This window comes from Maribacter sp. IgM3_T14_3 (assembly GCF_049603095.1).
In the GTDB taxonomy this organism is placed as follows: Bacteria; Bacteroidota; Bacteroidia; order Flavobacteriales; family Flavobacteriaceae; genus Maribacter.
On sequence record NZ_CP187138.1, the window covers coordinates 350,382 to 363,223 of the forward strand.

Annotated in this window: 10 protein-coding genes and 1 tRNA gene; 2 read left to right on the forward strand and 9 right to left on the reverse strand. The window is 35.2% G+C overall.

What is annotated here, in order from left to right; translation table 11 throughout:
* Positions 1-8: 8 nt before the first annotated feature.
* From ACPF9A_RS01650 to ACPF9A_RS01670, 5 genes are all read right to left on the reverse strand, one after another.
* The gene (locus tag ACPF9A_RS01650) at positions 9-2,096 is read right to left on the reverse strand and encodes a tetratricopeptide repeat-containing sensor histidine kinase (RefSeq protein WP_424001058.1); all 2,088 of its coding nucleotides are present in this window, start codon (positions 2,094-2,096) and stop codon (positions 9-11) included.
* Between the two features lie 163 nt (positions 2,097-2,259).
* A complete protein-coding gene (locus ACPF9A_RS01655; protein WP_424001060.1) occupies positions 2,260-2,436 on the reverse strand; it encodes a hypothetical protein in 177 nt (58 codons plus the stop codon).
* Between the two features lie 839 nt (positions 2,437-3,275).
* Positions 3,276-3,349, reverse strand: a tRNA-Pro gene (locus ACPF9A_RS01660).
* Positions 3,350-3,522: 173 nt separating this feature from the next.
* The gene (locus tag ACPF9A_RS01665) at positions 3,523-4,434 is read right to left on the reverse strand and encodes an alpha/beta hydrolase (protein WP_424001062.1); all 912 of its coding nucleotides are present in this window, start codon (positions 4,432-4,434) and stop codon (positions 3,523-3,525) included.
* A 15-nt stretch (positions 4,435-4,449) separates the two neighbouring features.
* Positions 4,450-5,217 (reverse strand): M15 family metallopeptidase, encoded by a 768-nt coding sequence (locus tag ACPF9A_RS01670; RefSeq protein WP_424001064.1) that lies wholly within the window; start codon positions 5,215-5,217, stop codon positions 4,450-4,452.
* Positions 5,218-5,325: 108 nt separating this feature from the next.
* Here ACPF9A_RS01670 and ACPF9A_RS01675 point away from each other — a divergent pair, with 108 nt between their 5' ends.
* A complete protein-coding gene (locus tag ACPF9A_RS01675) occupies positions 5,326-6,450 on the forward strand; it encodes a glycoside hydrolase family 130 protein (RefSeq protein ID WP_424001066.1) in 1,125 nt (374 codons plus the stop codon).
* A gap of 84 nt (positions 6,451-6,534) precedes the next feature.
* On the opposite strand, the gene ACPF9A_RS01680 is transcribed toward ACPF9A_RS01675, so the two are convergent.
* From ACPF9A_RS01680 to ACPF9A_RS01695, 4 genes are all read right to left on the reverse strand, one after another.
* Complete coding sequence (locus ACPF9A_RS01680; RefSeq protein WP_424001068.1) at positions 6,535-7,359, reverse strand: sugar phosphate isomerase/epimerase family protein; 825 nt, start codon at positions 7,357-7,359, stop codon at positions 6,535-6,537.
* A gap of 11 nt (positions 7,360-7,370) precedes the next feature.
* Positions 7,371-8,093 carry a gluconate 2-dehydrogenase subunit 3 family protein gene (locus ACPF9A_RS01685; RefSeq protein WP_286813593.1) on the reverse strand — a complete coding sequence of 241 codons (723 nt, stop codon included), beginning with the start codon at positions 8,091-8,093 and terminating at the stop codon, positions 7,371-7,373.
* A gap of 3 nt (positions 8,094-8,096) precedes the next feature.
* On the reverse strand, positions 8,097-9,818 hold the full coding sequence (locus ACPF9A_RS01690) for a GMC family oxidoreductase (protein ID WP_424001070.1): 1,722 nt from the start codon (positions 9,816-9,818) through the stop codon (positions 8,097-8,099).
* Between the two features lie 131 nt (positions 9,819-9,949).
* Positions 9,950-11,329 (reverse strand): sialate O-acetylesterase, encoded by a 1,380-nt coding sequence (locus tag ACPF9A_RS01695; protein WP_424001072.1) that lies wholly within the window; start codon positions 11,327-11,329, stop codon positions 9,950-9,952.
* A 139-nt stretch (positions 11,330-11,468) separates the two neighbouring features.
* On the opposite strand from ACPF9A_RS01695, the gene ACPF9A_RS01700 reads away from it, so the two are divergent.
* Positions 11,469-12,842 carry a Gfo/Idh/MocA family protein gene (locus ACPF9A_RS01700; protein ID WP_424001074.1) on the forward strand — a complete coding sequence of 458 codons (1,374 nt, stop codon included), beginning with the start codon at positions 11,469-11,471 and terminating at the stop codon, positions 12,840-12,842.

The window sequence follows — 12,842 nt, forward strand, 5'->3', positions numbered from 1 at the left end:
TTTTTAACTTACACAGTTAATGGGATAGTGTCTTTATCGATGGCTTTTGGAATAGTACAGTAAAAGCAAGTGCCTTTACCCACAATGCTTTCAGCCCTAAGACTCCCTTCATTTTTTTCAACCATTTCTTTACATAACATTAGCCCTAAGCCGGTACCTTTCTCGTTATTAGTGCCGTAAGTGGTAAATGTTTCTTCCTTAAAGAATATTTTCTCAAGTGATTCTTTAGTTAAACCCACCCCAGTATCTTGAAACCAAATTTCCCAAAATTCATTCTTATCATTAGCTCCAATCGTAATCGTACCATTTTCAGGGGTGAATTTTAAGGCATTACTAAGAATATTTCTAATGACAATTCCTATTTGATTTTTATCTGACCATGTCAAAACATGATTATCAATTTTACTTTCGACTATTATTGATTTTTGACTAAAACTTTTTGAAAGTAACCCAATGTTTTCATCAACTATAGATTTGATATTTGTAACTTCTTGTTTGGTTACCATACCATCCATTTGAGATTGACCCCAGGAAAGTAAATTATCAAGCGTAAATGAAATATTGTTTATGTTTTTCGACATCGATGGTGCAAAATTCATAAAATCAGAAGAACTCATATCACCAGAATTCACCAAATCAAACATAGATTTAAATGAGTTTATAGGTCCTTTTAAGTCATGGGCAATAATCGAGAATAATCTACTTTTTGTATTGTTAGAATTTCTTAAGAAGGTTTCTTTTTTCTTTAATTGAATAGATTGTTGGGTAAGTTTATTATTTAATCGATTTTGAACAGTATTATTTCTTCTAAGAATAAAGATGATTACCAATGCAGATAAAAGAACAAAAAGAGCAGCATAGAAATAATATTTTTGTTGGGTAACTTTCTTTTCGTTTTCTATAATATATCTTTCTTTTTCTTGGTCAAATTCAAGATTGGATTTTAATATACGTAGCTCCCTTTCGTTCTTTTTGATGTTTAGTGTGTCAGATAATGTTTTCAAGTCTTCTAAATAGGTCAATGCCTTTATTGGCGCATTAACCGTCTTATTAATATCATATAGAATTTGAAGAGTTATATCACGATCCTCTAGAAGATTCATGGTTTTTGATATTTCTAACGCCTTTAAGGCATAACCTTCAGAAGTTTTAAAATCTTCTAATTTGTAATAAGCTTTAGCAATACCATTATATAGTGGTATTTTATATCTGGTTTGATCTATGGACTCATGAATTTTTTCACTTTTCTTAAACCACTGTAATGCTAAACTGGGTTGGTTTTGTTGGTTATAAATTATAGCTTTTAATTCATAAGCATACATTTGCCAACTTTCTAAATTAATTTTATCAAAAATGGAAATACTTTCATCAACGTAACTACCAGCGGTTTCCAAATCATTGATATCAATATAGCTTGCTGCCAAATTCGCCAAGGTCAAACCTTTAATATAATCGTCATTTACTAATTTATTGTTTTCCTGTGCTAGTTTCAAAAAATAGATACATTGCTGCATTTCTTTTTGACTGCTGTATAAATTGGAAATATTTACATAAAAAGTAGAAAGATTGTTATAAGATTTGGTTTGTTTTGCTAGCTCAATACCTTCTAAATACTCCCGTAAAGCCTTTGCATATTCTTCATTGTATTCATATTCAATAGCTAGAAGGTTTTTAGCCCTCAATATATGTGTTATTTCATTTATGGATTTAGCTTTATCAAGAGCCTTTGAGAAACTTTCAATGGCCTTTTCGCGTTGCCCAGTTTCTGAATAATATGACCCCATACTTAGATAGCCTATCGCCTCTCCCTTTATATAATTTATAGATTTGCTTAGATCAATAGTCTCCTTTGCCAACTTGGACAGACTGTCTAAATCATAGATTGCACTTTTTCTCGCTAGTTCATATAAAAAATCTATGTAGAGGGTATCCTGTTTATAATTTGGAGTTGCTCTAAAAGCTTTCAGTTTAGTGCTTGTACTATCATTTGAAACAATTTGGGCATTTGAATTTATAGACGGAAGCCACAAACATAGCATCAGTATAATCTTTAAACCTAAATAATTTATTTCAATTGAACTTTTACCTAGTAGCATGAATGGTGTTTTCTTTTTTTACTTTATACTTTATACAAAGTTATCATTCATCATTGCCTATACTAATTATAGTTGTCCATTAAACCTTTTTTATAGGTTAAATACTACATTTATGTAGTTTAACTAATATTGATTTTAAATTATAAGATCATTAAATTTAATTCTATTTTTTAAAACAGCATTCAAGAATAGTCGCATAACCCATAACAACACACATGGTAGCTAATGCATACCGTACACCAGACCGAATCAATTCATTAATAACCTCTTGCAAAATTCTTGTATCTGACATAACTAATGAGTGCCCCAAATTTGGGGCTGTGCCAGCCTGTTTAATCATCCTAATATGTTTTATACTTCCCTTTATTTCGCATTTGCCTAAAATCGAATCTCATTTTCTTCATATTTACTGGTAGTGCAGTACTAATTGTTTTAGTGGCATCGGTACGGCAGTTTATAGTTAAAGTAGAATGCCCTAAAACTGATTAAGGAATACCTATATGTTATATATCATTATTGATTTTCACAGCACTTTCATCCTTAAATAAAATAACTTAATTACCTTATAAACAATTAATTAAGCAACAAAATTCCCCTACTCACTTTTTGTAATTATCGCTTATATAAATAAAGCAAAACTCCATATTAAAATGTATTTTCCTTCACCCTCAGTTTATACTTTATTAAGACAAATTCATATCCTAATTAGGTTGAATACTTCTTCTTGGCTATTGGTATCCTGTTTTTCACTTTCCCTAAAACATAACCTAAATACTACGTTACACAAACTATTTTAAAATAGAATCAATTATATTTGAATACACCTCATGTAGTTGAAATTGTCTTTTTATTTAAAATATTAAAAAACTAGTATCGCCTTTTCATTTTTTGTTCCCAATCGTTTACAAAAACAAGAAAAAAAAGGATTTAGATAATCCTAATGAACCCTCGTTGCAAATTACAAAATAAAGGCTATCGCCTTTTCATTTTTTATTCCCAATCGTTTACGAAAACAAGAAAAAAAAGGATTTAGATAATCCTAATGAACCCTCGTTGCAAATTACAAAATAAAGGCTATCGCCTTTTCATTTTTTGTTCCCAACCACTTTCATAAACTATGTTTATGACGTTTTTGGAAACAAAAAATGAACTGTTATCACAGTTCATTTTCTTATTCAGTCGGGATGACAGGATTTGAACCTGCGACCACTCGACCCCCAGCCGAGTGCGCTACCGGACTGCGCTACATCCCGAAATTTAAATGGAAATTAATCTCCAAAATATTACGTAGTTTTTCAACACCTTAAAATGAACTGTAGTGCAGTTTATCCTGAGCGAAGTCGAAGGGCTACATCCCGACAATTCCGATTGCAAAAATAGAGAAGTTTTGAAGATTAGAATCGATCTTTTATCAAAACTTGAAATACTATCTCAACGAAATCATCCAGTCTATCATTCGCTCACCCCAATCTTTCAAATGCTCATCATGCAAGCCTAACCCGAAGCCGTGACCGCCTTTTGGGTAAATATGCATCGTTGCAGAAACTCCTTTATTCTTTACTGCTTTATAGAATAACAAGCTATTTTCTACAGGTACTACGGTGTCATCTGTAGCGTGGAGTAAAAAAGTTGGTGGCGTTTGCTCTGTAACTTGTTTTTCATTCGAAAAGTAATCGACCATTTCAATCATTGGATTCTCCCCTATCAAATTCTTCTTTGAACCTTGATGTGTCATTTCGCCAAATGATATTACAGGATACATCAATGCCATAAAATCTGGACGTGCACTTTCTTTATCAATATCATCAACATCTTTATACACTTTTTCGTTAAAATGCGTTCCCAATGTAGATGCTAAATGACCGCCAGCTGAAAATCCAATAATTCCTATTTTATTCGGCTCTATATTAAACTTTTCAGCATTACCGCGAACAAGCCTTACCGCTCTTTGAGCATCTAAAAGTGGTACGTACTTTTTTTCGGTTTGCGAAATATCTGATGGTAAACGATATTTTACCACTATACCTGCAATACCCTTACTGTTCAAAAATTTTGCAATATCTGTACCTTCCCAATCATAGGCTAATATTCCATACCCTCCGCCAGGAAAAATTAAAACCGCCTCTCCTGTAGCATCTCGTTTTGATGGTAAATACACCTCAATTGTGGGGACTTGAACTTTACTAATTCGCAAAATTTCATTTTGCTCATGCATTTCTTTTTCCACACTTTTTAAGTGATTAGGTATTTTATCTTTAGGCCATAACTGCATAATAGTATCTTGAGCAAAGAAGCTGTTTACCATTAGCAACAATAACAGCAATAGTGTGTTTTTCATATCATAAAATTTATACTATTCACAATTCCATTTAAAATTAGCGATAGGGTCATGTGACGCTCCTTGTAAGTTATAGTGCCACCATTCTGTTCTGGTAGACCAAAACCCATATTTTTCCATGGTGCTTTTTAATAGTTTCCTATTATCAAGAATTTCTTTTGGTAAGTCAAAATTATCGTGATAGGCCCTTTTTCCAAAAAAATCAAAATCAGTTCCCATATCTAGCTCCTCCACTTCTAAAGTAACCAAAGTTATATCTACCGCACCACCTTTATTATGTATAGAACCTTTTACGGGGTTGGCAACATATTGTGGATTAGGCACTATTTTCCACATTTTGTATTGTACAGAATTAGGTCTGTAGCAATCATAAAACTTTATTTTTACTCCGCTCTTTTTAAACTCTTCATTAGCTTTTAATAAAGCCTTTACAGTTTTTACTCTTGTATAGCATTCTGCACAATCGTATACTTTTTCCTTTAGAAAATTATTATTGGTAGCGTATCTTAAATCATATTCAAAACCATCGCTATAATCTGCTAAGCGTACAAATGTTGTATCTTTTAAAGAAGTCAACGGTGTAACTTGCTTCTCAATTTTTATGGCTATTGGTTCTATTTTGGAAATAGAATCTTCGCTAATTTCTACATCAGTAGTCGCTGTTTCTGCTTTTACAGTTTTGGCATTGTCCTTACAAGATTGTAAGAATAAGAAACTGATAATGATAATAAGTAAGCACTTATAGCTTAAATAGTTGTTTTTTAAAATAATCAACGAACTCATTTTCTATACTCTTTTGGTATTCAATATATTATACTAAATAGTGTTCATTCTGATAGAAATTTGTCTACCTTACTTAAACCTTTAATTACAGCAATTTAACTAAAAACCATGAACAACAACCTATTCCTAATTTTAACCCTTGCTATTTTTTGTGTCTCCTGTAAAAATGAAAAGAAATCATTTACTACAACAACCGAAGCAGTAGAATCGCCTTGGTTATTAGGTTTTGAAAAAACAGATAAGAACCCTATAATGCAAGCAGATTCTTCTTATACTTTCTTAGATCCTATTTCTAAAAAAGAGGTTCAATGGCAAAAAGCCGATGTTTTTAATCCGGGTGCAATAGTAAAAAACGACACTGTATTTCTGCTATTTAGGGCAGAAGATAATCCTAAAGCTATTTTAGGGCATAGAACTTCTCGAATAGGTTTAGCCTATAGTGTTGATGGTATAAATTTCACTAAACACCCTACTCCTATACTTTTCCCTGACAATGACGAATTTTCTCAATATGATCAACCTGGTGGTATTGAAGACCCACGCATTATAGAAACACCTGACGGTACGTATATTATGCTATATACAAGTTGGAACAAAGATATTGCCCGTTTATCTAGCGCTACATCTACCGACCTTAAAGAATGGACAAAACAAGGTCCTGTGTTTGAAGATGCTTACGACGGTAAGTTTTTGGACGAATGGAGCAAATCTGGATCAATTGTTACCGAGTTGATTAATGGCAGACTAATTGCAAAAAAAATAAATGGTAAGTATTTAATGTATTGGGGCGAATTGTTTGTGAACCTTGCTACTTCTATAAATGGTGTGGATTGGGAACCTACATTAAATGAAAAAGATGAATTACTACATAGTTTTACGCCATCTTTAAATGAATTCGATAGTCACTTAACCGAACCTGGACCACCTGCTTTATATACAGAACATGGTATTTTATTATTATATAACGGAAAAAACTTAAGTGGTGAGGGAGCAACAAGTAAGTTCCCAGAAGGTACATATTGTGGTGGTCAAGCTTTATTTGATAAAAATGATCCTACAAAATTGATAAAGCGATTAGATACTCCTTTCATCTGTCCTAGTCTACCGCACGAAATCAGTGGTCAATATAAAGCTGGAACAACTTTTATTGAAGGCTTGGTATATTTCAATGACAAATGGTTTCTGTATTATGGAACAGCAGATTCTATGGTTGGCTTAGCAGTTAAGGAATAAATAAATTTTATTACTTATTTAAATAAAAAAAGCCCCTACTTCAAAAATGAAATAGGGGCTAATGGTTGGTATTGGTAATTGGTTCTATTCTTCAAGTTGACTTAGATAAACTAAGCTTTTAGGTACTTGAGTGACTACATTCTTAGACTCATCTTCTATGAACATATATTCAATGCCTAATTTCTTAGCTTCAGCAACTACTCCGGCAATATCTATTTGCCCTGTTCCTAAAACAACATTGGTATCATCTTCTTCATGACCGGTATTATTTCCTTCAATACCTTTTTCCATATCCTTTAGATGTAATAATGTAATTTTCTTTGGATATTTCTTCATTAGCGCTAGCGGATCCGCACCTCCATGTTGTGCCCAAAAAACATCTAATTCAAATGTAAAATGAGTTGCATTGTTAGCCATGTAATCGAATAAAGTACCATTTTCATAAGGTCTAAATTCATACCCATGTGGGTGATACGCCAATACGAGTCCGTTTTCTTTCAGCTTCTTTCCTGCCTTATTGAAAACTTCTGTGGCGTGTTTTGTTTCTTCTAGATCCCATTTGTTATCATCGTGAGGTACCCATGCGCACATTACATATGTAGCACCGAAATCTTTGGCATTTTTTATAACCTTATCTACATCATTTTCTAAATCGTCAAAGCCTGCACCTACACTGACCATCTCTAGATCATTTTCTGCTAATAAAGCTTTAAAATCTTCCAATGGCATATCATAAGTTTCGCCACCTTCGATTTTGGTTATTCCCCATTCATTAATCAATCCTAGGGTGTTAGAAACATCCATTTTAAATTGATTTCTAAGACTATATAACTGTAAACCTACCTCTTGGGCTTGCGCTAAAAAACTACTACCCAAAAGGATAGTGGCAATCATTACTTTTTTTATCATCGAGATATTAATTATGTAAGTAAATTTCCTTCGTCATCCCACTCTGCCATAACGTTACGTTGACTTTGGTCTACGCATTTTGCAATCCATTCTGGGTCATAGGCAACACCATGCTGGTCAAGTACATCTTGCGGTACACCATCCCAAACATTAGGTGAATTTCCTTTATATCCTAAATCTGCAATACCAACTTTAGAAGTATAATACCCCGTAACGGTCAAGCCACGCATGGTATAGAAAAATTGAATTTCTAATGGTTGCTCGCTTAGTGGTTTCTCGATATCATGCCAGCAGATTTCATCGCAAATCTGTTTTTTCTGCTCTAAAGTAGCCGACTTAAATTCAGTACCAAACTCCGTATTACTTTTATGATCTAACCACATTAAACCACCTAAAAGTGTAGGAGCCATTTCTGGAATATCTTTACCCATAAATTCTACAAGCGCTGGCACTTCTGCCTCTATAGGACCACCATGTGGCTCTTTTGGTGGAAGTATCACTACACTTAAAGCTGCAATAGTTTCCATTTCATGCTCGTTAAACAATTGCTCTGCATTTAATTTTTCTATACGATCCAATTCTTCTGGCGTTCTACCAAAAAACTTATCGCTACTGGTTGAAATCACCTCATCTACAGATTCACCATTTTCAGTCTTACATGAATTGAAGACTAGCCCAGAAGTTGCCGCAGCACCACCGAGTATTAAAGTTTGTAAACTCTTTCTTCTATCCATAATCTAAATATTTTGTGCCTTTAATTGTTCAATGATATAATCTGATGCTCTCCATGAAAGGGCCATAATCGTCCAAGTACAGTTTTTATCTGCTTGAGATACAAAAACACCTGCATCTACTATAAATACATTGTCGGCATCATGTAACTGCTGAAACTTATTGGTCACCGATGTTTTAGGATCATCTCCCATTCTTGTAGTACCTACTTCGTGAATAATCTCACCTGGTTTGTTCAATCCGTAATCTTTATCCTTACCTGGCTTTTCACCTAAGTAATGACCACCCATATTATGAATAATCTCCTCAAAAGAATCTTGCATATGCTTCGCCTGATTCACTTCGTATTCTGAATGCTTATAGTTGAACTTCAAAACTGGTATACCGAATTGATCTACCGTTGTAGGGTCAATTTCACAGTAATTATCTTTGTAAGCGATTGCTTCTCCACGACCACCAAAACCTATTACGGCACCGTAGTACTTCTTTACATCATCACGTAAGCTTTCTCCATATCCTCCAGATTTTAATCCGAAGTACTGGTTCAATGCATTTGGATCCCAACCAAAACCGTAGTTAGGCTGACTCATACCACCCCATACCTCTATATGATATCCTCTTGGAAAATTCAGTTTAGAGTTATCGCCCCACCATGGTGAGTATACGTGCATACCACCTACACCATCTTCGTTGTAAGAGGTCTTTCTATTTAATAAGCCCGGTATTACACCTGCAGCTCCAGATCCTGTAGAATCATGTAAATACCTACCTACTAGATTACTACTATTACCTAGTCCGTTAGGGTGTTGCTTACTTTTAGAGTTTAAAAGTATACGTGCAGAACTACATGCAGATGCTGCTAATACTACTACTTTACCTCTAAGCTTATATTCTTTTCTATCTTCTTTGTTGATGTACGATACGCCTGTTGCCTTACCTTCAGCATTGGTGGTAACTTCACGCACCATGGCATTTACAAATAGTTTTACTTTACCACCACTTTTTTGTGCCGGAAAGATCAAACAACTACCTGATGAGAAATCGGCATATATTTGACATGATCTGCCACATTGCCCGCAATAGAAACAAACCCCACGATCTTCATTTATTCTTTTGGTCAACATCGAAAGTCTACCTGGTATCACCGGTATGTTTGACTTCTTTGCGCCATTGATATAAAACAATTCGTGCAATCTTGGTTTCGGGGGAGGAAGAAAGAATCCGTCAGGATCGTTTTCTCTACCTTCATTGGTGCCAAAAACACCAATTAACTTGTCTAATTTATCGTAATATGGTTTAACATCTTCATAACCTATTGGCCAGTCATCTCCATGGCCATCACGGGTTTTTCCTTTAAAATCTTTTGGTCCGAAACGTAAAGAAATACGCCCCCAATGATTAGTTCGTCCTCCGAGCATTCTTGCACGCCACCACTTAAACTCAGTTCCTTCTGCATGTGTATATGGTTCTCCTTCTACTTCCCAATCTCCCCATGACATATCCCATTCACCAAAAGCTCTATCTGTACCTGCCCCTCTTCTTGGAGAATCATATGGTTGTTTTAATTGCGTCATGGTCTTTGGATCAGCTGGGTCAAAAAACGGACCCGCTTCTACAACAGCTACGTTTAAACCTGCATCTGCCAATTGTTTGGTAGCCATACCACCACCAGCTCCTGAACCTACAATGATTACATCAAAGATTTCTGAGGATTCCTTTATCTGCATAATTTGAAATTAGTTATTGATTACAATTTAACTATTTATTAAAATAAGAACCTGTGTTTTTAGCTGAATAACCATCGTTACTGGACGGACGGACACTTTATAAGCACAATAGTCCGTTTTTAGCAATATTGTTATTCGCTTACAAAAGTTGAAGCCGGCAAACCCGCGGCATTGAACAAAGTACCTACATCTGTACTTTTAAAAGCATATCGTACCCCTGTCGGATTTTTTGCTTCCTTTGAGCTTACTACTATTTCATTATTCTTCAATTTTGCTTTCGCAGGAAACCATTCTCCCACAGCATTCGAAACTTCAAAAAGTGTTATTTTCTTTCCTTTATTATTTAATCCGTCAGCATTGCTGAACTTCACTTTTAATTGATTGCCGTCTACTTCAAAAGAATCGTATAACGGACCATAAACTTCTTGATCTTGTAATAACCCGTAGTGATTTTTAAGTGCAATATTCGCTAATCTCAAACCTACATCTTGTTTGTTTAATGGGTGAATATCTTCGATTGTACAAATATCACTCGTCATTGCCATGGCTGTATTTTCTAGTGACATTACCCTTCGTTGCTGATCTCGAACTATGCCGCCAGCAAATTCGTGATCATATTTAAATGGCGCTATTTGAACATAATAAAATGGAAAATCATCTTTCCATTCTGCTCGCCAAGAAGTAATCATATTCGTAAAAAGCTTTTGGTAGCTTTTGGCATTCGCAGTATTGGATTCTCCTTGATACCAAATCGTGCCGCCTATTTTAAACTTCGTCAACGGGGCTACCATACCGTTATACAAAGATGACTTCTCTACCGTTACCCATTTGTTAGGCTCTATTTTTTTGTGAGCTTCGACCAATTCAGGGTGTGCTTCAAAAACAGACTCTGGTGTCCACACTTCAGCACTTGAAGCTCCCCATGCGTTATCTATTAATCCGATCGGAATATTCAATTCTTTTTGAACTTTTCTTGCAAAAAAATACGCAACTGCACTAAAATCTTGCATGGTTTCAGGTGAACAAGCAACCCAAGTACCTGCCACATCTTCTTGTGGATATTCTGCAGTTCTCTTCGCTACCGTAAACAATCGGATATTTGGGTAATTGGCATTATCGACTTCAAAATCTCTGTTCGCAATCTTGCTGTTTGCGCTCCACTCCATATTACTTTGTCCAGAACAAAGCCACACCTCACCTATCAAAATATCTTTCAAGGTAATTTCGTTTTGTTTTCCTTTAAAGATTATTTGAAACGGTCCGCCTGCAGCAGGTGTTTTTACATTGATTTCCCATTTTGCATCATTGCCTGTTTTGACGGCAAGGCTTTCATCGTTCCAACTTGTATAAATCGTAAATTCTTCGTTGGGATCTGCCCAACCATACAACAACACATCGCTCTCTCGTTGCAATACCATTTCATTTGAAAATATCTTAGGTAGTGTAATCTCAGCTTTGGCAAAAGTTGTTACCAATAGGCACAGTATCATCAGGTTAAAACGTAAATTCATTATAATTGATAAAATTTTGATTTAAATATAACTAAATATGCCTCACATTAACAAATTCACAAACATTGAATATTATTTTTAAAGGATTTACTATCTTGACTCTTATAATTACCATATTCATTAGCTCCTAAAAACCAACATGTCTAACCAACCAACATTACTAAAGCGTCGAAATTTTATTAAAGCAGCATCGGCATCGCTACTATTTACTTCTTTACCCACCTTCGGAATCGAGTTTTTCGCAAACGAAAAGCCTAAAAAAGTAGCTCTTATTGGCACTGGTTGGTATGGTACGAGCGATTTATTACGTCTTATACAAGTAGCAAATGTAGAAGTGGTTTCACTTTGTGATGTTGATACAAATCAACTAAACACTGCGGCACAACTAGTTTCTGAACGTCAAAAAAATAAAAAGAAACCTAAACTCTACACTGACTATAGAACCATGCTAGAAAGCAATAGTCTAGATATTGTACTTATTGGTACGCCAGATCATTGGCATGCATTAACGTGTATTGAAGCACTAAAATCTGGAGCTCACGTTTATGTTCAAAAACCGATTAGCGTAGATGTTATGGAAGGTGAAGCAATGGTCGCTGCTGCTAGAAAATATAACAAAGTGGTTCAAGTGGGTACACAGCGAAAAAGTACTCCGCATCTTGTAGCCGCTAAAAAACAAATTATTGATACCGGAATGCTAGGCACTATTGGTCATGTAGATATGAGTTGCTATTACCACATGCGCGCAAATGGTAATCCGCCAGAGCAAGAAGTGCCTGATTTCTTTGATTATGAAATGTGGACAGGTCCCGCACCTATGAGACCTTACGATGGTCTGCCCCACAAAAGATGGTGGCGTACATTTCGAGAATATGGAAACGGAATTACAGGTGATATGTGTGTACACATGCTAGATACCGTTCGTTGGATGCTTGACTTAGGATGGCCCAAACGTATTAGTTCTGAAGGTGGAATTTTTGTTCAGAAAGATGGAAAATCGAACATATCTGACACACAATCTGCCGTATTTGAGTATGCCGACCATAATTGTAATTGGCAGCATAGAACATGGGGAAACCCAGATGACACAGATTATCCGTGGGCTTTTAAAATCTATGGTGAAAAAGGTGTTCTAAAAGGTGATGTGATGAAAGCGGAATTTATTCCCGTAGATGGAAGTGAATCTATTCGTTTTGATGTCGTTTATGAGAAAGAGAAATATCCTGAAGACCTCACCGAAAAAGCCATTGAACTGCATGCTGCACCTGCTACTCGCAAGCATATGATAGATTTTTTGAATGCCATACAAAAGAACACTACACCAGTGGCTGATATTGAAAACGGCCATATTTCTACTGCTAGCTGTATTTTAGCTAATTTATCTATGGATCTGAAAAGACCTTTAGTCTATGACCCAAAAAGTAGAACTGTTGTAAATGACCTTGAAGCCACTGCGCTATTACAGCGAAATTATCGTGGAGATTGGGAACACCCGCACCCAGATATGATCTAG